The 19,896-nt window shown below is 72.1% G+C and carries 18 protein-coding genes; 2 read left to right on the top strand and 16 right to left on the bottom strand.

Going from position 1 to position 19,896, the window contains the following annotated elements; all coding sequences use genetic code 11:
* Window positions 1-24: 24 nt before the first annotated feature.
* From lepB (ACIPPS_RS00515) to ACIPPS_RS00555, 9 genes are all read right to left on the bottom strand, one after another.
* Window positions 25-1,005 carry a signal peptidase I gene (lepB, locus tag ACIPPS_RS00515; protein ID WP_401427129.1) on the bottom strand — a complete coding sequence of 327 codons (981 nt, stop codon included), beginning with the start codon at window positions 1,003-1,005 and terminating at the stop codon, window positions 25-27.
* Window positions 920-1,978, bottom strand: a complete 1,059-nt coding sequence (lepB, locus tag ACIPPS_RS00520; protein ID WP_401425093.1) for a signal peptidase I — start codon at window positions 1,976-1,978, stop codon at window positions 920-922. Before lepB (ACIPPS_RS00520) ends, lepB (ACIPPS_RS00515) begins: the two co-directional genes overlap by 86 nt.
* Window positions 1,971-2,735, bottom strand: a complete 765-nt coding sequence (gene lepB, locus ACIPPS_RS00525; protein ID WP_401425095.1) for a signal peptidase I — start codon at window positions 2,733-2,735, stop codon at window positions 1,971-1,973. Before lepB (ACIPPS_RS00525) ends, lepB (ACIPPS_RS00520) begins: the two co-directional genes overlap by 8 nt.
* Window positions 2,736-2,806: 71 nt before the next feature.
* Complete coding sequence (gene rplS, locus ACIPPS_RS00530; RefSeq protein ID WP_401425098.1) at window positions 2,807-3,157, bottom strand: 50S ribosomal protein L19; 351 nt, start codon at window positions 3,155-3,157, stop codon at window positions 2,807-2,809.
* Between the two features lie 129 nt (window positions 3,158-3,286).
* Window positions 3,287-4,108, bottom strand: coding sequence for a tRNA (guanosine(37)-N1)-methyltransferase TrmD (gene trmD, locus ACIPPS_RS00535; RefSeq protein ID WP_401425101.1), 822 nt, complete (start codon window positions 4,106-4,108; stop codon window positions 3,287-3,289).
* Complete coding sequence (gene rimM / locus ACIPPS_RS00540; RefSeq protein ID WP_401425104.1) at window positions 4,105-4,686, bottom strand: ribosome maturation factor RimM; 582 nt, start codon at window positions 4,684-4,686, stop codon at window positions 4,105-4,107. Before rimM ends, trmD begins: the two co-directional genes overlap by 4 nt.
* 85 nt (window positions 4,687-4,771) lie before the next feature.
* Window positions 4,772-5,011, bottom strand: coding sequence for an RNA-binding protein (locus ACIPPS_RS00545; protein ID WP_005311361.1), 240 nt, complete (start codon window positions 5,009-5,011; stop codon window positions 4,772-4,774).
* A gap of 2 nt (window positions 5,012-5,013) precedes the next feature.
* Window positions 5,014-5,454, bottom strand: a complete 441-nt coding sequence (gene rpsP / locus ACIPPS_RS00550) for a 30S ribosomal protein S16 (RefSeq protein ID WP_401425107.1) — start codon at window positions 5,452-5,454, stop codon at window positions 5,014-5,016.
* 180 nt (window positions 5,455-5,634) lie between these two features.
* The gene (locus tag ACIPPS_RS00555; RefSeq protein ID WP_401425109.1) at window positions 5,635-6,228 is read right to left on the bottom strand and encodes a hypothetical protein; all 594 of its coding nucleotides are present in this window, start codon (window positions 6,226-6,228) and stop codon (window positions 5,635-5,637) included.
* A gap of 380 nt (window positions 6,229-6,608) precedes the next feature.
* On the opposite strand from ACIPPS_RS00555, the gene ACIPPS_RS00560 reads away from it, so the two are divergent.
* Window positions 6,609-7,349: a class I SAM-dependent methyltransferase gene (locus ACIPPS_RS00560; RefSeq protein WP_401425112.1), complete on the top strand. Its 741-nt coding sequence runs from the start codon at window positions 6,609-6,611 to the stop codon at window positions 7,347-7,349.
* A gap of 75 nt (window positions 7,350-7,424) precedes the next feature.
* Here the strand turns inward: ACIPPS_RS00560 and ftsH are convergent, their stop codons facing one another.
* The 6 genes from ftsH to ACIPPS_RS00590 all read right to left on the bottom strand — a co-directional run bounded on the left by ftsH (window position 7,425) and on the right by ACIPPS_RS00590 (window position 17,394).
* Entirely contained in the window at window positions 7,425-9,365 is a 1,941-nt protein-coding gene (ftsH, locus tag ACIPPS_RS00565) for an ATP-dependent zinc metalloprotease FtsH (protein WP_401425114.1), read from the bottom strand.
* A gap of 146 nt (window positions 9,366-9,511) precedes the next feature.
* A complete protein-coding gene (gene ffh, locus ACIPPS_RS00570; protein ID WP_401425117.1) occupies window positions 9,512-11,068 on the bottom strand; it encodes a signal recognition particle protein in 1,557 nt (518 codons plus the stop codon).
* A 344-nt stretch (window positions 11,069-11,412) separates the two neighbouring features.
* Window positions 11,413-13,878 carry a [protein-PII] uridylyltransferase gene (locus tag ACIPPS_RS00575; RefSeq protein WP_401425119.1) on the bottom strand — a complete coding sequence of 822 codons (2,466 nt, stop codon included), beginning with the start codon at window positions 13,876-13,878 and terminating at the stop codon, window positions 11,413-11,415.
* Window positions 13,879-13,918: 40 nt separating this feature from the next.
* On the bottom strand, window positions 13,919-14,257 hold the full coding sequence (locus tag ACIPPS_RS00580; protein WP_101390346.1) for a P-II family nitrogen regulator: 339 nt from the start codon (window positions 14,255-14,257) through the stop codon (window positions 13,919-13,921).
* Window positions 14,254-15,600, bottom strand: a complete 1,347-nt coding sequence (locus ACIPPS_RS00585; RefSeq protein ID WP_401425122.1) for an ammonium transporter — start codon at window positions 15,598-15,600, stop codon at window positions 14,254-14,256. The genes ACIPPS_RS00580 and ACIPPS_RS00585 overlap by 4 nt, the downstream gene beginning before the upstream one ends.
* A 318-nt stretch (window positions 15,601-15,918) precedes the next feature.
* Window positions 15,919-17,394, bottom strand: a complete 1,476-nt coding sequence (locus ACIPPS_RS00590) for a hypothetical protein (protein ID WP_401427131.1) — start codon at window positions 17,392-17,394, stop codon at window positions 15,919-15,921.
* Between the two features lie 416 nt (window positions 17,395-17,810).
* Between ACIPPS_RS00590 and ACIPPS_RS00595 the strand changes: the two genes are divergently transcribed.
* On the top strand, window positions 17,811-18,464 hold the full coding sequence (locus ACIPPS_RS00595) for a bifunctional DNA primase/polymerase (protein WP_401425124.1): 654 nt from the start codon (window positions 17,811-17,813) through the stop codon (window positions 18,462-18,464).
* A gap of 158 nt (window positions 18,465-18,622) precedes the next feature.
* Here the strand turns inward: ACIPPS_RS00595 and ftsY are convergent, their stop codons facing one another.
* Entirely contained in the window at window positions 18,623-19,849 is a 1,227-nt protein-coding gene (ftsY, locus tag ACIPPS_RS00600; protein ID WP_401425126.1) for a signal recognition particle-docking protein FtsY, read from the bottom strand.
* Between the last annotated feature and the right edge of the window lie 47 nt (window positions 19,850-19,896).

Here is a 19,896-nt window from a genome sequence, read left to right on the forward strand (position 1 = left end):
GGACGGCACCCTACCCGCGCGTCGCTACGCGGCGGTATGCCGAGCGGTCGACCTCTTCCTCCGCCACAGCACCAGCGGCAGCGCGCCCGCCAGGCCGGCCGCGGCCGGGGCCACGGAGAGGGCCTTGTTCAGCCCGGGCTGGTCGAAGGTCTCCGGCACGGGCAGCGTCGCCCAGCGGGTGACCGGCCAGGCCACGAAGACCGCGCGCCCGACGACCTGGTCGTTGGGGACCGTGCCGCCGCCCGCCAGGTTCTGGTGGTACCGCGAGTCCAGCGAGTTCTGCCGGTTGTCGCCCATCACCCAGATGCTGCCCTCGGGGACGGTGAGCGGCCCGAAGGCCTTGTCACCGCAGGGCGAGGAGCCGGGGTAGATGTACGAGGTCTCGTCGAGCGTCTTGCCGTTCAGGACGACCTTGCCGCCCTCCTTGCAGGAGACCGTGTCGCCACCCACCGCGATGACGCGCTTGATCAGGTCCTTCTCCTCGGCCGAGGGCATCAGGCCGATGAAGGAGAGGAACTCCTGGAGCACGTTCGGGTCCGGCGTGGGCTCGCCCTCCAGCCAGCCGCCCGGGTCGTGGAAGACGACGACCTCGCCGCGCTCCGGCTCGGAGCCGAACCACGGGGTCAGCTTGTCGACCAGGACCCGGTCGCCCCGCTGGAGCGTGTTCATCATCGAGTCCGAGGGGATCGAGAACGCCTGCACCAGGAAGGTCTTGATCACCAGCGCGAGCACGAGGGCGATGCCGATGAGCAGCGGCAGTTCCTTCCAGAAGGAACGCGGCCTCCTCGGGGCGCTGTCGGCCTCGCCGCCCTGCCCGTCGCCACCCTCGTCACCGGAGTCGCCCGCGCCACCGGCGGCACCGGCGCCGTCCGGGCCGTTCGCGTCGTGGGCCGGGTCGGCGTCCCGCCCGCCGGCGGAGTCATCCCTCATGGCCACCGACGACTCGGCGAGCTGCTCGGGCCTCTCCTCGGGCTCGTCGTGTCCGGATCGTGCGCCGACGGCCACATCCCCCACATCCACTCCTCAGTCCGTGCAAATGCCTGCCCCGGAACAGGGACAGGCCCACCACTCCCATAACGAGCGGGAGTTCCGCAGGAGTCGGGAGCCAGGGCAATCCGTTCAGATTCCGCGAGGACACACTATGCGACGCGCCGTCCGCCGACACAGCACCCGAACGGCCGTCCGGTACGGCCGCGAACGTGTCCGGCTCCTCCAGCCGGCGCCAGTGGCCCACCGGCCAGACGATGCCGACCGCCCGGCCGACGACGTCGTCCACGGAGATCGTCCCCTGGTCCTTCTCGTCCAGGTGGAAGCGCGAGTCGGCGGAGTCCGAGCGGTGGTCGCCCAGGACGAAGATCCGGCCCTCCGGCACCTTCACCTGGAACCTGATCTTCGAGGGCTCGTTCCCCGGGTGCAGATACGGTTCGTCCAGCGGCACGCCGTTGACCGTGATCCGCCCGTCCTCGCCGCAGCAGGCGACGGTGTCACCGCCGACCGCCACCACCCGCTTGATCAGGTCCTGTTCGTCCGCCGACGGCAGCAGCCCGATGAAGGTCAGGGCCTGCTTGACCTGCTGGACGCCGGGAGGGGCGTCGCCGGTCGGGGCCGCGTCCTGGAGCCAGTTGCCGGGGTCCTTGAAGACGACGACGTCGCCGCGTGCGGGCGTCGAGCCGAACCAGGGCGTGAGCTTGTCGACCACGACCCGGTCGTCGATCCGGATCGTCTGCTCCATCGAGCCGGACGGGATGACGAACGCCTGGACCAGGAAGGTCTTCAGGACGAGCGCGATCAGCACGGCGACCGTGAGGAGGAGCGGGATCTCCTTGATCGCCGAGCGCTGCCGACGCCGCTTGACCTTGCGGGCGAGCCTGCGCCGCTCCGCCCGCCCGGGCAGCGGACGGCCACCCGCCGTGGGCCGGGTGCCGGTGGGCAGCGGCATGTCGGCGCGGTGCCCGCCCGCCCTGCCCCGGTTACCCATGGCCGCCCGCCGCGGGCTCCGGTACGGCGTCGAAAGCACCGGTCTCCGGCACGCCGGACCAGCGGCCGAAGGGCCAGCCGATCCAGTCCGCGCGCCCGATCACCCGCTCCACGGGCACCATGCCGCCACCCGGCCGGCCCAGGTGGTCGCGGGAGTCGCTCGACTGACTGCGATGGTCGCCCATCACGAACAGGGCGCCCTGGGGTACGACGATGTCGAAGGGCACCTTCGAGGGCGCGTCGCCCATCAGGACGTACCACTCCTCGACGGGGACGCCGTTGACGGTGAGCCGGCCGTCGGTGTCGCAGCAGACCACGCGGTCGCCGCCGACGCCCACGACCCGCTTCACGAAGTCGGTCTCGGCGGGTTCGGCGAGCCCGAGGGCGGCCGCGGCACCGTGCAGGAGCCCGGTGACCGGATTCTCGGCCGGGGGCTGCTGCACGAACGAGTCGGTGCCGTCGAAGACGACGACGTCGCCCCGGCGGGGCTGGTCGCCGAACCGGTACGCCAGCTTGTTCACCAGGATCCGGTCGCCGACCTGGAGCGTCGGCTCCATGGAGCGGCTGGGGATCAGGAACGGCTGCAGCACGAAGTGGCTCAGGAGCAGCACGAAGACGACGCAGACGGCGCCGATGAGGCCGGTGCGCCGCCAGGACCAGCCGAAGCGGTCGGCGAACCCGGTGAAACGCGCGGAGCGCGACCGCTCCTCCGTATCGGAGGAGCGGTCGCGCTCCGTGTGCTGTGCTTCGGTGTCCATCGGGGGCAGAGCTTATCCGGCCACCCTGGGAGTCAGTGCTCCGAAGCCCCGCGCGATCGGTGAGCCGGAGCTCAGTTGTCGCGCTTCTCCTTGATCTTGGCGGCCTTGCCGCGCAGCTCACGCAGGTAGTAGAGCTTGGCGCGACGGACGTCACCGCGGCTGACGAGCTCGATCTTCTCGAAGATCGGGCTGTTCACCGGGAAGGTGCGCTCGACGCCGACGGAGAACGAGACCTTGCGGACCGTGAAGGTCTCGCTGACGCCCGAGCCCTGGCGGCGGATGACAACGCCCTTGAACTGCTGGATACGGGAGCGGTTGCCCTCGATGACGCGCACGTGGACGTTGACGGTGTCGCCCGGGCGGAAGGAGGGGAGGTCGGAGCGGAGCGAAGCCGCGTTGACCGAGTCGAGCAGGGAGGCCATGGTGGTCTCTTTCCTCGCTGATGCCACAGGTCATCAGCGGAACGTTCGAAGAGGTGTGAGAGCGCCGTGCGCACCGGGCGGGCGTCGTCCCCCTGTGGCAGGGGCGCTCGTCGGACACACAGCAGCGGCCTATTCTTCCACGGCCTCCGGCCTGCGCCAAAATCGGCCGCCGGGCTCGGGGGCCCAGCCGAGCATGGAGAGGATCTCGCGGTCCTTCTTGTCGAAGGCGGCGGGGTCGCAGCGCTCGATCAGGTCCGGCCGGTGGGCGGCCGTACGCCGGAAGGCCTCGTCTCGGCGCCAGCGCGCGATCTTCCCGTGGTGCCCGCTGACGAGTACGTCGGGGATGGCGCGGCCACGCCACTCCGGGGGCTTGGTGTAGACCGGGCCCTCCAGCAGGTTGGCCATGGCGCCGGGCGCGAAGGAGTCGTCGCGATGGGACTCGGCGTTGCCGAGGACGCCGGGCAGCAGTCGCGCCACGGCCTCGGTGACCACCAGGACCGCCGCCTCTCCGCCGGCCAGGACGTAGTCGCCGATGGAGACCTCGTAGACCGGCATCCGGGTGGCGTACTCGTCCATGACGCGGCGGTCGATGCCCTCGTAGCGGGCGGGCGTGAAGATCAGCCACGGGCGCTCGGAGAGCTCGACCGCGAGCTCCTGGGTGAAGGGGCGCCCGCTGGGGGTGGGGACGACGAGGACGGGGCCGTGGGCGCCCGCCTCGAAGCCGTCGGCGAGGGTCTGGTCCAGGGCCTCGCCCCAGGGCTCGGTCTTCATGACCATGCCGGGACCGCCGCCGTAGGGGGTGTCGTCGACCGTGTTGTGCCGGTCGTAGGTCCACTCCCGCAGGTCGTGGACGTGCACGTCGAGCTGTCCACGCGCGCGTGCCTTGCCGACCAGGGAGACGTTCAGCGGTTCCAGGTACTCGGGGAAGATCGTGACGACGTCGAGCCTCATGCGTCGTCGTCCTCGGCCGCCGGGGCGTCGCCGGGGGCTTCCTCGTCCCGGGAGGAGGCGATCACGGCGCGGTCGTCGATCAGGCCGGGCGGCGGGTCGATGACGGCACGCTGCTCCTCCAGGTCGATCTCGGTGACGATCTCCTCGACGAACGGGATCATCAGCTCGGTGCCGTCGGGCCGCTCCACGATGAAGAGGTCCTGGGACGGCAGGTGCGAGATCTCGGTGATCCGGCCGATCTCGGTGCCGTCCGCGAGCACCACGTCCAGGTCCATGAGCTGGTGGTCGTAGTACTCGTCCTCCTCCGCCGGCAGCTCGTCGGGGTCGACGTCGGCGATGAGCAGGGTGTTGCGCAGGGCCTCCGCCGCGGTGCGGTCGCGGACGCCCTCGAAGCGGAGCAGCAGACGTCCGCTGTGGACGCGCCCGGCCTCGATGGTCAGAGGGCCTGTGGAGGCCGGGTCGGTGAGCAGGACCGCTCCGGGACTGAGCCTCAGTTCGGGCTCGTCCGTCCGTACCTCGACGGTGACCTCGCCCTTGATGCCGTGGGCGCGGCCGACCCGCGCGACTACCAGCTGCACGTCTTCATTCTCTCCTGATCCGACGACGACGGGCCGGGGCGGACCCGAAGGCCCTCCCCGGCCCGTGCCGGTGTGTCCAACTTGCTCAGCGGACCTGGTCCACGTCGACGAGGTCGACACGGATACCACGGCCGCCGATCGCACCCACGACGGTACGCAGCGCACGCGCGGTGCGGCCGTTACGGCCGATCACCTTGCCGAGGTCGTCCGGGTGCACCCGGACCTCGAGCACGCGACCGCGACGCAGGTTGCGCGAGGCGACCTGCACGTCGTCGGGGTTGTCGACGATGCCCTTCACGAGGTGCTCGAGAGCCTCCTCGAGCATGCTCAGGCCTCGGTCGACTCGGTGGACGCGGCCTCGGCCTCGTCCGCCTTCTTGTCGGCCTTCTTCGCCTTCGGGGTGATGGCCTCACCCTTGGCGTCGTCACCCTCGAGGTCCTTGGCGAACGCGTCGAAGGAGGCGCGCTTGTCTTCCTTGGTCGCCGGCTGGAGCAGCGGCGCCGGGGCCGGCAGGCCCTTGTGCTTCTGCCAGTCACCGGTGAGCTTCAGGATGGCGAGGACCGGCTCGGTCGGCTGGGCGCCGACGGACAGCCAGTACTGCGCGCGGTCCGAGTCGACCTCGATCTTCGACGGGTTGTACGTCGGGTGGTACAGACCGATCTCCTCGATCGCACGACCGTCCCGGCGGGTGCGGGAGTCGGCGACGACGATGCGGTAGTGCGGCTGGCGAATCTTGCCGAGGCGCTTGAGCTTGATCTTGACTGCCACTGGAGTGGTGTCTCCTGGTCTTGACGTGGTTGGGCACATGAGATGCCACGTGGGGTTGCGGTACTCGGGTGCCCGATGGACGCGTCAGCCGGAGGAGAGAGGGGTCCTATGCGACTGTCGAGTACAGCTAGCCATTGTGCCACACGACCGTGGCGCCCCTGACCCGGCCGGGTCAGGGGGTCAGCCCGCCGCGCCCACGGTCTCCGGGATACGGAAGGGCTTGCCGCACCCGCCGCAGACGATCGGCGCCTGGGCGAGGACCGAGGGGACCACGCGCACGTTCCGGCCGCAGTCGCAGACGGCCTTCACGCGCACACCGCCGCCCGAGGAGCCGTGGCGGGCGGCGGGGCCGCGGAAGGAGCGCTTGGTGTCCGCCGCGGTCGCGACGGTGTGGGCCTTGAGGGCGCGCTGGAGCCGCTCGATCGTGGGGCGGTACCGCCGCTTCGCCTCGGGGTTGAGCGTGACCAGGGAGAAGCCGCTGCTGGCGTGCGGCTCCTCGGCGTGGTCCAGGCCCATCTCCTCGGCGATCGCGAGGAATCTGCGGTTGTGGTAGCGGCCGGCGCGTGAGGTGTCGCGGACACCTCGGGCGGCGGCGATGCCGTGGACTGCCTCGTGGAGCAGTCGTTCGAAGGAGAGCTCGGCGCCACAGGCGGACGAGGACTCTCCGATCAGGGACTCGGGCGCGGCAAGATCGGGCAGTTCGGGGTGGTGCCGCTGAATGTCGGCCCACGCCTGTGCCAGCTCTGCGGCGAGAACAGGTGGTGTCGTGCTCACGTCGCGTACAACGAGCCGACGCGCCCCCGGGTTCCATTCCGGGGCATCCCAAATATTTTGCACGTACCCGTCAGTTGCCGTTGATGCGTCCGGACGAGGGTCAGTGCGCTGATGTGCGGAGAAGTCGCACAGCTCGCGTCAAGGTGGTGCGTAGCGGCGCATACGCCCCGGCGCGTAGGGAAGGCGTACGCGCCCCGGGGATCGATGCAGGGACAGTACCGGGTCATCGGCCCGGGCGGCGCACCGGCCCCACCCGGATGGCGAAGTGGTCCGGCGCGAGCACTGGACGCGGGCACGGATCGGCAGTTCCCTGACATACGGGGGATGCGAGCGCATGTACACGGGGGCTGTCGACCAGGCACTTGATTGGGGCGCTTTCCATGACACCTACGCTCGTCCCGTACCACCCCGCGCGCGACTGGGCCGAGATCCAGGAACGGATGCTCGTACCCCTCTACGAGGCCGTGTACGACCGCCTTGAGGTGGGCTCCGGCTCCCGGGTCCTGGGGCTCGGCTGCGGTTCGGGGCTCGCGCTGCTGATGGCCGCCTCGCGGGGCGCGCGGGTGACCGGCGTGGACCGGGACCACGCGCGCGTGGAGCTGGCCCGGGAGCGGCTGCCGGAGGGGGCGGGGCACACGGTGGTGGAGGGCGAGCCCGGGGACGCCGTGGGCGCCGGCTACGACGTGATCACGGCGTTCCACCCCTCGGCGGAGCTCGGCCGGGAGCTGGCGTCCGTCACTCCTCCGGCGCAACCGGGCACGACGGTCGTGCTCGCGGGCTGGGGGCCGCCCGAGCGGTGCGCGACGTCGTCGGTGCTGCGGGTCGCCGCCCGGCTCGCGGGCTGGCGCCCGGCGTTCCGCGACGACCTGGAGGACGTGGTGGCGCGGGCGGGTCTGAAGCCGGACGGCTCGGGCCGGGTGTCCTGCCCCTTCGGGTACGCCGACCGGGACAGTGCGGTGCGGGGGCTGGTGTCGACGGGCGACTTCGACGCGGCGGTCCGCGCGACGGACCCGTCCCAGGTCGAGAAGGAGATCACGGAGGCGCTGGATCCGTTCGTCCGCCGGGACGGGACGGTCTGGATGACGAACGTCTTCCGCTACCTGATCGCACGGGTGCCGTGACCCGCGGCCGACGGCCGGCACGACCGGAAGCCGTCGTCAGCCACAAGAGACCCCCTGGCCCTAGACCCCCGAACCCTAGGTCTCCTCACCCCAGGGCTCCTTCCTCAGGCGGGTGATGCCCGCCGCCCGGTAGGCCGCGTCCTCCTCCAGGGTCTCGTCGGCGAGGAGGGCCGCGGCCAGGGCGTCGAGCTTGTCGCGGTTCTCGCGGAGCTGGCGGACCGCGCTCTCGTAGCACTCGTCGACGATGCGGCGCATCTCCTCGGCGACCATGTCGAGCGTCGCGGGGGCGGCCGAGAGCCCGTACGCCTGCTGGGCGTCGCTCGGGATGGCCGTGAGGCGGCCGACGCGTTCGCTCATGCCCCAGCGGCCGGCCATCCCGCGCGCGAGGGTGGTGACCTGCTCCAGGTCGCTCTCGGAGCCGGTGGTGACGACACCGAAGACGACCTGTTCGGCGGCCATCCCGCCGAGCGCGCCGATGATCCGGCCGCGCAGGTACTCCTCCGTGTACGCGTACTTGTCGGCGTCCGGCGTCGAGAGCGTGACGCCGAGGGCCCGGCCGCGCGGGACGATCGTGACCTTGCGGACCGGGTCGGCGCCCGGCTGGAGCATGCCGAGCAGGGCGTGGCCGCTCTCGTGGTACGCCGTGCGGCGCCGCTCCTCCTCCGGCATCACCAGCGGCCGCTCCGCGCCGAGCTGGACCTTCTCCAGGGCGTCGGAGAGATCGGACCGGGTCACGGCCTTCTGCTGCCGCTTCACGGCGAGGAGGGCGGCCTCGTTGGCGAGGTTGGCCAGTTCGGCGCCGGTCATCCCGGGGGTCGTCCGGGCGACCTGGACCAGGTCGACGTCCTGGGCGAGCGGGATGTCCCGGGTGTGGATCTTGAGGATCGCCTCCCGGCCCCCGCGGTCGGGCGGGTTGACGTGCACGATCCGGTCGAAGCGGCCGGGCCGGGTGAGCGCCGGGTCGAGGACGTCGGCGCGGTTGGTGGCGGCGAGGACGATGACGCCCTCGGAGCCGGTGAAGCCGTCCATCTCGGTGAGGATCTGGTTGAGCGTCTGCTCGCGCTCGTCGTGGCCGCCCATGCCCGAGCCGCCGCCGCGGGCCCGCCCGATGGTGTCGATCTCGTCGATGAAGATGATCGCCGGGGCCACCTTGCGGGCCTCGGCGAAGAGTTCCCGTACCCGCGAGGCGCCGACGCCGACGATCATCTCGATGAACCCCGAGGCCGAGGCGGAGAAGAACGGCACTCCCGCCTCGCCGGCGACCGCCCGCGCGAGCAGGGTCTTGCCGGTCCCGGGCGGTCCGGCGAGCAGCACGCCGCGCGGCATCCTGGCGCCCATCTCGCGGTAGGCGGCGGGGTTCTTCAGGAAGTCGACGACGTCGTTCAGTTCGCCCTCGACCTCGTCGATGCCGGCCACGTCCTCGAAGGTGGTGCGCTTCTCCCCCGCCTCAAGCTCGACGGGCTTGGGAGGGGCCTTGCGACCGAGCATGCCGCCCGCACCGCCCATTCCTGAGCTCATCCGGCGGGCGATGAAGATCCACAGCACGACGAGGAGCAGCATCGGCGCGAGCGAGATCAGCAGGTTGACGAGGAAGCTGCGCTCCTGGACGACCGGCTCGGCGGTGACGGTGACGCCCTTCGCGGTCAGCTCGTCCCAGAGCTTGTCGTCGGCGAAGGCGGGCCGCTGGGTGGTGAACTTGGTGTAGTCGCCCTTGTCGCCGTTCGGCAGCGGCTGCTTGTTCTTCAGCTCGCCCTGGATGGCGTCGCCCTTGGAGTAGATCTTGGTGACGTTGCCGGCGGTCACCTGCTTGCTGAACTCCGTGTACGAGATCGTCGGCTCGTCGCCCCGGTTGAAGAACGACAGCACGAGGTTGGCGATCAGATAGACGACCAGGGCGGTGAGGATGAGCCCGCCCCAGCCGCCCGGCATCTTCCTCTTCGCCGGTGGGGGCGGCGGGGCGCCCTCCGAGCGCCAGGGCTGGTCGGTCCGGTCGCGCGGGGGTACGGAGTTGGGCACGCTGCTCTCCTCACACCGACGTCAGGACCGGCCCCCAGTATCGGAAGGGCGGACGTTCCCGGCATTCCGGGCAGGGTGGAGGAGTGAAAAGGGGCCCGGGGCGGTTCGCACCGCCCCGGGCCCCTTCACGTACGGCGTGACCGGCGTCAGCCCATGAACTTCTTGAACTCGTCCGGCAGCTCGAAGTCGCCCGGGCCCTGGCCTGCGCCCGGAAGGCCGAACGCGCCGCCGCCCTGCTGCGCCTGCTCGCGGCGGGCCTGGGCGGCCTCCTCCTCGGCCTTGCGCTTCATCGGGTTGCCGCTCTTGCGCTTGCCCTTGGCCTGCTTGATCTGCTTCTTCTGCCGGCCGGGGCCGCCGCCCATGCCGGGGATCCCGGGCATGCCCGGCATGCCGCCGCCCTGGGCCATGCGGGACATCATCTTGCGGGCCTCGAAGAACCGCTCGACGAGGCCCTTGACCGCGCTGACCTCGACGCCGGAACCCTTGGCGATTCGGGCGCGGCGCGAGCCGTTGATGATGGTCGGGTCGTGGCGCTCGCCCGGGGTCATCGACTTGATGATCGCGGCCGTACGGTCGACGTCCCGCTCGTCGATGTTGTTGATCTGCTCCTTCATCTGCGCCATGCCGGGAAGCATCCCGAGCAGCTTGGAGATGGAGCCCATCTTGCGGACCTGTTCCATCTGGGCCAGGAAGTCGTCGAGCGTGAACTCCTGCCCCTTCTTGGACGCCAGCTTGGAGGCCATCTTGGCGGCCTCTTCCTGGCTGAAGGTCTGCTCGGCCTTCTCGATGAGCGAGAGCATGTCGCCCATGCCGAGGATGCGGGACGCCATGCGGTCCGGGTGGAACGCGTCGAACTCGTCCAGCTTCTCGCCGTTGGAGGCGAACATGATCTGGCGGCCGGTGACGTGCGCGATGGAGAGCGCGGCGCCGCCTCGGGCGTCGCCGTCGAGCTTGGAGAGCACGACACCGTCGAAGCCGACGCCGTCGCGGAAGGCCTCCGCGGTGTTGACCGCGTCCTGACCGATCATGGCGTCGACGACGAAGAGGACCTCGTCGGGGCTGACGGCGTCGCGGATGTCCGCGGCCTGCTGCATCAGCTCCTGGTCGATGCCGAGGCGGCCGGCGGTGTCGACGATCACGACGTCGTACATCTTGGTCCGCGCGTACTCGATCGAGTCCTTCGCGACCTGGACCGGGTCACCGACGCCGTTGCCCGGCTGCGGGCCGTAGAACGCCACGCCCGCGCGCTCGGCGACGACGCCGAGCTGGGTGACGGCGTTCGGGCGCTGGAGGTCGCAGGCGACGAGCAGCGGGGAGTGGCCCTGGCTCTTCAGCCAGAGACCGAGCTTTCCGGCGAGGGTGGTCTTACCGGCGCCCTGGAGACCGGCGAGCATGATCACGGTCGGCGCGGTCTTGGCGAAGCGCAGTCGCCGGGTCTCGCCGCCGAGGATGCCGATGAGCTCCTCGTTGACGATCTTGATGACCTGCTGGGCGGGGTTCAGCGCCTGGGAGACCTCGGCGCCGGTGGCCCGCTCCTTGACCTGCTTGATGAACGCCCGGACGACGGGCAGGGCGACGTCCGCCTCGAGCAGGGCGATACGGATCTCGCGCGCGGTGGCGTCGATGTCCGCCTCGGACAGGCGGCCCTTGCCCCGGAGGTTCTTGAATGTCGCTGCGAGGCGGTCGGAGAGGGTATCGAACACGGCGGTCGCGGATCCTCGGTGTCGGGGGCGGGCGGACGGATTGCCCTCAAGGGTATCTGCCCGGCCGAAGTACGTGCCCCCGCCCGTCGAAACGGACGGGAAGACGGACGGGAAGACGGACGGGAGGACGGACGGCCGGGCGGGGCGGCAGTCCGGTCGTGCGGGCGGTGTGGCGGGCGGTGCGAGGCGGCGTAGGGCCGGTGGGACGGACGGTGTGCGGCGCCTCACCGGCGCGGACCCGGCTCACCCACGCCTCACCCGCGCGGGCGCGCCGCACCGGGCGCGGGCGCGCCACGCCCCGGCGGGCGCGCCACACCCCGGGAGGCGCGCCTCACCCGCGCGCCTCACCGCAGCGCGCCCTCCAGCGCCTTCGCCAGGTCGGCCGCCTCCCCGTCGGTCAGCAGGCTGCCGTCGGGCCGGGTCACGTACAGCGTGTCCACCGCGTTCGCTCCGAGGGTCGACACGTGCGCGCTCCTGACCCGGACCTCGGCGCCCTCCAGTGCCCTGCCGATGCGGTGCAGCAGGCCGGGGGCGTCCTGGGCGCGGACCTCGATGACGGTGGCGAGGCGGGAGCCGGCGGCGGCGACCGTGACGCGGGGTGGCGGGGCCGGGACTCCGCGTCGCCTCGGGTGGGCGGCGTCGCGTTCGGCGAGGCGGGCCGGGATGTCGAGGCCGCCGTCGAGGGCCCGGACGAGGTCGGCGCGGAGCCGGACGGCCTGGGGCAGCGAGCCGTACGCGGCGGCGACGCGCCAGTTCAGGACCAGGACGACGCCGGGGCCCAGCTCGGTGGGGAGCTCGATCGCGCGCAGGTCCGCGGCCCGGACGGTCAGCCGGTGCAGGGCGAGGACACCGGCCACGGTGGGCAGGACGCCGGGCTGGTCGGGCAGGGCGACGAGGAGCTCGACGCCGACCGGTTCGGGCGCGCCGTCCTCGGGCGCGTCCTCCGGCTGGGTGTGCAGGGCGAGGGCGGGCTCGCCGGTGCGCAGCGCCTCGATCGCGAGCCGCTCCTGTTCGGCGCTGGGGGCGGCGGGCTCCGGCTCGGTCGCGGGCTCCCCCGCGAGGACGGCCCCGACGCGGGTGACGAGGTCGTCGACGAGCGAGGCCCGCCAGGTGGACCAGGCGGCGGGTCCGGTGGCGAGCGCGTCGGCCTCGGTGAGGGCGTGGAGCAGTTCGAGGGCGCCCTGCGTCCCGACGGCGGCGGCCACGGACCGTACGGTCGCGGGGTCGTCCAGGTCGCGCCGGGTCGCGGTCTCGACGAGCAGCAGGTGGTGGCGTACGACGGTGGCGAGGACGGCCGCGTCGGCGCGGTCGAAGCCGATCCGGGCGGCGACGTCACGGGCGATGGTCTCCCCGGCGACGGAGTGGTCGCCTGGCCAGCCCTTGCCGATGTCGTGCAGCAGCGCGGCGACGAGCAGCAGGTCGGGCCGGCCGACCCGGCGGGTCAGCGAGGAGGCGCGGACGGCGGTCTCGACGAGGTGCCGGTCGACGGTCCAGGTGTGGACGGGGTTGCGCTGCGGGCGGCACCGGACGCGCTCCCAGTCGGGCAGGAGCCGGGAGATCAGGCCCTCGGCCTCCAGGGCCTCCCAGACGGGCACGGTGGACTCCCCCGCGCCGAGCAGGGTGACGAGTTCCTCGCGCGCCTCGGCGGGCCACGGCACGGGCAGCGGCGCGGCGTCGGCGGCCAGGCGGCGCACGGCGTGCAGGGAGAGCGGCAGCCCGGACTGGGCGGCCGCGGCGGCGGCGCGCAGCGGGAGGACCGGGTCGCGGTCGGGGCGGGCGCTGAGGGCGAGGACGACCTCGCCGTCCATCTCCACCACGCCCTCGGCGAGCGGGGTGCGGGCGATGGGCGGCTTCACGCCGCCGGTACGGCCGGCTCCCGACCGACCGCCGAGCAGGGCGCGCAGCCGGGGCCGGGCGGAGCGGGCCTTCAGGACCCGGTTGACCTCGCGCCAGGTGACGTCGCCGGCGTACGAGATGGTCCGGGCGGCTTCGTAGACCTCGCGCAGCAGGGTGTCGGCGTCCAGGAGGCCCAGCTCGTCGGCGACGGCGTCCTGCTCCTGGAGGGCGAGCCGGTCGGTGGCGCGCCCGGTGGCGAGGTGCAGCGCGTCGCGGGCGTCCAGGAGACGGCGGCGGGCGCCGTCCAGGCCTTCGCGGGGTGCGTCGGCGAGCCAGGACGCGGCCACGGCGCGCAGTACCTGGGCGTCGCGGAGCCCTCCCCTGGCCTCCTTCAGGTCGGGTTCGAGGAGGAACTGGAGCTCCCCCATCCGCTCGGCCCGCTCCCGGCAGAGGGCGTCGAGCTCGGGGAGCCGCTCGGGGGCGTGGTTCCGCCAGTCGGCGAGGACGGCGGTGCGCAGTCCGGCGACGAGGCCGAGGTCACCGGCGACCGGCCGGGCGTCGAGGAGGCCGAGATGGACCTTGAGGTCGTCCCCGGCGGTCTTCAGGGCCTCGGCCGGGGTCCGCACGGAGTGGTCGAGGGCGAGGCCCAGGTCCCAGACCGGGTACCAGATCCGGTCGGCGAGGGTGGCGACCGCGCCCGCGTCGGCGCTGCCGTCGTGCAGCAGGACCAGGTCGAGGTCGCTGCGAGGGGAGAGCTCACCGCGCCCGTAGCCGCCGACGGCGACGAGCGCCACCCCTCGGGGCGGCCCGGCGGCGGTGAACAGTCCGGTCAGCCAGTCGTCGGTGAGCCGGGCCAGGGCGGCACGGCGCGGCGGCCCGGACTGCGCCTTCTCGGTGAGAAGGCGCAGCCGGGCCGCCGCGTAGCCGCTGGGTCCCGAGTCTTCCGGTCGTGTGCTCGTGTCGACGCTCGTCACCCAGCAGCTCCTTAAAGTGCTCCGCGCACGTGCTCCGCGCTTACAGTGCGTCCGGACCGCGTTCGCCGGTGCGGACCCGTACGGCCGTCTCGACCGGCACGCTCCACACCTTGCCGTCCCCGATCTTGCCGGTTCGGGCCGCCTTGACCACGACATCGATGAGCTGTTCGGCGTCGTCGTCCTCGACCAGGACCTCGATACGGATCTTGGGGACGAGGTCGACGGTGTACTCGGCACCGCGGTAGACCTCGGTGTGACCGCGCTGGCGGCCGTATCCGCTGGCCTCGGTGACCGTGAGGCCCTGGACTCCGAAGGCCTGCAGGGCCTCCTTGATCTCGTCCAGCCGGTGCGGCTTCACGACTGCGGTGATGAGCTTCATGCGTCCACCTTCTTGGTCTCCGTAGCTGCCGGGGCGGGCGCGGCGGTGGAGCGCGAGGAGGCGCCGCCGCCGGCTCCGCTGAAGTCGTACGCGGTCTCGGCGTGCTCGACCTGGTCGATGCCGGAGACCTCGTCGTCCTCGCTGACCCGCATGCCCATCGTCTTGTCGATGATCAGCGCGAGGATCGCGGAGGCGATCAGAGAGTAGGCGAGGACGGCGAAGACGCCGACGGCCTGCTTGCCGAGCTGCTCCAGGCCGCCGCCGTAGAAGAGGCCCTTGGCGTCGGACTGGACGCCACCGGTGGCGAAGAAGCCGACGAGCAGGGAGCCGACGACACCGCCGACGAGGTGGACGCCGATGACGTCGAGGGAGTCGTCGTAGCCGAACCTGTACTTCAGGCCGACGGCCATGGCGCAGAGCAGACCGGCGATGGCACCGATGGCGATCGCGCCGAGCGGCGAGCAGGAGCCGCCGGACGGGGTGATGGCGACGAGGCCCGCGACGGCGCCCGAGGCGGCGCCCAGGGTGGTGAAGGAGCCGTGGCGGAGCTTCTCGTAGCCGAGCCAGGCGAGCATGGCGGCGGCGGTCGCGACCTGCGTGTTGACGAACATGACCGCGCCGACGCCGTCGTCGTTGCCGAGCCAGGAGCCGGCGTTGAAGCCGAACCAGCCGAACCAGAGCAGACCGGCGCCGAGCATCACCAGCGGGAGGCTGTGCGGGCGCATCGGGTCCTTCTTGAAGCCGACGCGCTTGCCGATGACGAGGATGACACCGAGGGCGGCGGCACCGGCGTTGATGTGCACGGCCGTACCGCCGGCGAAGTCGATGACGCCCATCTCGAAGAGCCAGCCGCCGGCGCCCCAGACCCAGTGCGCGACCGGGAAGTAGACGACGGTGACCCAGAGGGCGATGAAGAGCGCCCAGGCGGTGAACTTGACCCGGTCGGCGAGGGCGCCGCTGATCAGGGCCGGGGTGAGGATCGCGAACATCAGCTGGAAGACGGCGAAGACGTACACCGGGATGGTGTAGCCGTCCCACAGCTCGGTGACGCCGATGCCGCTGAGGCCGACGTAGTCGGAGGACCAGCCGATGATCGATCCGGAGTCGGTGCCGAAGGCCAGGCTGAAGCCGTAGAGCACCCACAGGATCGTGACGATCCCGAGGCTGATGAAGCTCATCATCAGCATGTTCAGGGTGGATTTGACGCGGACCATGCCTCCGTAGAAGAAGGCGAGTGCCGGGGTCATCAGCATGACCAGGGCGGAGCAGATGAGCATGAACCCGGTGTTGGCTGCAGACAGCGCGGGGGCGTCTGCGGCCAGGGTCGTGATGGCTGGAGCCATCGGCGTCTCCTCGTCGTCGGTACGGCCTGTGCGGGGCGGGGCCGGAGAGCGGCTTTGGCCATGAGGGGTGGCCGGTTATGCGCCAGAGGTTGGCGCAGCGCCGTTTCCGTCGATGCCGCACGATGTTTCGCCGCAGTGACGAAGGAGTGGTGCGTGTTACGTGACTGTGAACCCCCGGGTCACGGGCGTGTAACGCAGGGGACGTGACCGGCCGCGACAGGTGCCCGGTGTCCTGGCGGCGGGGGAGCCGAGTCGGGCAGTACGGGAACGCTGTCGCGGCCGGAGTGCGCGGGGCCCGCGCGGGGCGGGCCGGTGGGCTCAGACGGCCTCGGCCGTCTCGGGCAGCAGGGCGGTGAGCCGGTCGGTGAGCTGGACGACCTCGGCGACGTCGCGGAAGTCCCGGGCTGCGGTGTCGACGGTCTTGCGCAGTCGGGTGTTGACCCGCTCGGAGCGGACGCTCTTGGCGACCCCGAGCGCCTTCTCGACCAGGGCGGCCGACTGCTCGGGCTCGCGCTTGAGGAGGTGCACGGTGGCCATGCCGATCAGGTTGAGTGCGTACGAACGCTGGTGCTCGGGGTCCTTCTCGAAGAGGGAGACGGCCCGCTCCATGACGGGCTCGGCGAGCGAGGCGTACGTCGGGGAGCGCCCGGCGACGTAGGCCAGGTCGCGGTAGGAGTGGGAGTTCTCGCCGTTGAGTTCCGCCTCGGAGAAGAAGCGGATCCAGTCGGGCTCGGGCTCGCCGTCGAGGCCGACGTCGGCGAAGGTGTCCTCGGCCATCCGCACGGCCCGCTTGCACTTGGAGGGCTGGCCCATGTTGGCGTAGGCGCGGGCCTCCATCGCATACAGCATGGCCTGGGTGCGCGCGGTGGCGCAGTCGCGGCTGCCGTACTGCGCGAGGTGGATGAGTTCGAGGGCGTCGTCGGGGCGGCCGAGGTGGATCATCTGACGGCTCATCGAGGACAGGATGTACGAGCCCAGGGGCTTGTCCCCGGCCTCCTTCGCGGCGTGCAGGGCGAGGACGAAGTACTTCTGGGCGGTGGGCTGCAGGCCCACGTCGTAACTCATCCACCCGGCCAGTTCGGCCAGTTCGGCGGCGCAGCGGAAGAGGCGCTGGGCGGTGGCGGCCGGCTGGGGCTCCTGGAGGAGGTCGGTGACCTCGTGGAGTTGGCCGACGACGGCCTTGCGGCGCAGCCCGCCGCCGCACTGGGCGTCCCACTGGCGGAACATCGCCGTGGTGGATTCGAGGAGGTCGAGCTCGATCGCGGAGAGCTTGCCGGGCCGGTGGCCGGCGGGGATCGGCTCGGGCGGCGCGGGCTCGCCGGCCGGGGTGGGCACGAGCCAGCGCTGCATGGGCTCGATGAGGGAGGGGCCGGCGGCGAGCGCGAGCGAGGTGCCGAGGAAGCCCCGGCGGGCGAGCATGAGGTCGCTGCGGGAGAACTCGCTGAGCAGCTCGACGGTCTGGGGGCCGGCCCAGGGCAGGTCGACACCGGAGACGGACGGCGCCTGGTGGGCGGTGCGCAGCCCGAGGTCCTCGACGGCGACGACCGAGCCGAACCGCTCGGAGAACAGCTCGGAGAGGATCCGCGGGATGGGCTCACGCGGCTGCTCGCCGTCCAGCCACCGGCGCACCCGCGAGGTGTCGGTGGAGATGTGGTGCGCGCCCATCTGGCGTGCTCTGCGGTTCACCTGGCGCGCCAGTTCGCCCTTCGACCAGCCGCTCCGCACGAACCACGAGCTCAACTGCTCGTTCGGGCGCTTGCCGGCAGTCGTACCGTCTGCGCCGTTGCCGCCCACAGGAACGCCCCCATCCACGTCGAGACTCTGTTGCGCGAACCCGTATCAGAATGCCGTCTCGTGCGGCATCCGTCCGGAGGTTCCACTCCTTCGAACAGGGAAACGGGTTGCCTCCGGCATACCCGTGCGCGCACGACCTCCAGGGTTCGAGCACCGAAAGTAATCCTACGATCACCCGTCTCGCGAGCCGGTTTCAAGAAACGCCACCATTCGCCACCCCTTCGAATGAACTCGCCTGCCACCGAACACGATTCACTTGACATGCGACGAACCAGGGTCGGCGGACTGGAGCGCCGGCAGGCGCGCGCCACGGTCCGCACCACCTCACCCGCGTCCGCACGCCATCCTCGGCGACGGAGCGTGACAGAGGGGCTCCGGGTCGTAACCACCGGCGCGTCCGACCCGTTGGAGGGGGCATGGGCTTCACGATCGGCGGCATTCGTGAGATGCGGACCGGCTCACGCCGCCGCGTCCGCACCACTGAGTGCACAGCGGTGGCCGAGTACACGGGACTGTGGGGCTGGGACGTGGTCCCCGGCGCGCGGGCCGTCTCCGGCCGGTGTTCCTGCGGGGACGCGTCCTGCCCGGCTCCGGGGGCGCATCCGCTCTCGTTCGCCGCGCCGGTCCGGGCCGGCGCGGGCCTCGACGAGGCGACGAAGGCGTGGGCCGAGTACCCGGGCGCGGCGCTGCTGCTGCCGGTGGGCGGGTCCTTCGACGTGATCGAGGTCGCCGAGCCGGCCGGGCGGCGGGCGCTGATCCGCCTGGAGCGCATGGGCCTGCCGCTGGGCCCGGTGTGCGCGACGCCGACGGGACGGGCGCAGTTCTTCGTGGCGCCGGGCGCGGCGGCGGAGTTGCCGCAGCTGCTCTACCGGATGGGCTGGGACGACGCGGACCTGGACCTGCGGGGCCTGGGGCCGGGCGAGCACGTGACGGCGCCGCCGTCGGAGCTCGGCGGCCTGGGCCCGGTCCGCTGGCTGCGCCCGCCGACCCTCGACACGGCGGGCGCGCCGCCGCAGGCGCGGCTGCTGCTCGGCACGCTGGCGTACATCTGCCACCGCACGCACTTCTGACCCACGGCGGCACGCGGCGGGCGTACGGCGGCCCGCCAAGAGCCCACGCCGACAGGGAGAGCCCACGCCGTCAGGGGAAGAGCCCACGGCGACACGCGAAGGGCCCCGCCGAATTCCGGCGGGGCCCTTCCTGTGCGTACGAGACGCGTGCGAACGCGTCAGTCGCCGATCAGCGCGTCGACGAAGGCGCCCGGCTCGAAGGGGGCCAGGTCGTCCGGGCCCTCGCCCAGGCCGATCAGCTTGACCGGGACGCCGAGCTCGCGCTGGACGGCGATCACGATGCCGCCCTTGGCCGTGCCGTCGAGCTTGGTGAGCACGATGCCGGTGATGTCCACGACCTCGGCGAAGACGCGCGCCTGGACCAGGCCGTTCTGGCCGGTGGTGGCGTCGAGGACGAGCAGGACCTCGTCCAGCGGGCCGTGCTTCTCGACGACCCGCTTGACCTTGCCGAGCTCGTCCATCAGGCCGGTCTTGGTGTGCAGCCGGCCGGCGGTGTCGATGAGGACGACGTCGGCGCCCTCGGCGATGCCCTCCTTGACGGCGTCGAAGGCGATCGACGCCGGGTCGCCGCCCTCGGGGCCGCGCACGGTCCGCGCGCCGACCCGCTCGCCCCAGGTCTGGAGCTGGTCGGCGGCCGCGGCCCGGAAGGTGTCGGCGGCTCCGAGGACGACCGAGCGGCCGTCGGCGACCAGGACGCGGGCGAGCTTGCCGGTGGTCGTGGTCTTGCCGGTGCCGTTGACGCCGACGACCATGACGACGCCCGGGGTGCCCGGGGCGCTCTCGGTCTTCACGGTGCGGTCGAAGTCCGGGCCGAGCAGGGTGACGAGCTCCTCGCGCAGCAGGGCGCGGAGCTCCTCGGGGGTACGCGTACCGAGCACGCGGACGCGCTCGCGCAGCCGCTCGACCAGCTCCTGGGTCGGGGCGACACCGACGTCGGCGGTGAGCAGGGTGTCCTCGATCTCCTCCCAGGTGTCCTCGTCGAGGTTGTCCCGCGACAGCAGCGCGAGCAGCCCCTTGCCGAGGGAGTTCTGCGAGCGGGCCAGCCGGGCGCGGAGCCGGACGAGACGGCCCGCGGTGGGCTCGGGCACCTCGATCGCGACCGGCGGCGGCTCGGCGACGACCGGGTCCTCGATGGCCGCCGGGGTCTCGACGGCCTCCTCCGCGGTCGGGAGGTCGACCTCCTCGATGGTGCGGCGTGGCTCTTCCCGCGGCGTCTCCGCCTCTTCGCCTACGTGCGGCTCGGCGGGCGGAGCGGTGATGGTCGGCGTGGTGGACGGTGCCTCGGGCGGTGGCAGCTGCTTCTTCTTGCGGCCGCTGATCACGAGCCCGCTGGTCACGGCGACGGCGACGACCAGGGCGATGACTACAGCAAGAATGAGTTCCATAACGGGTCCAGTATCGGCCACGACCGGGCCTCAGGAGGAGCACGTAC

The organism is Streptomyces sp. NPDC090127 (genome assembly GCF_044746945.1).
GTDB lineage: Bacteria > Actinomycetota > Actinomycetes > Streptomycetales > Streptomycetaceae > Streptomyces.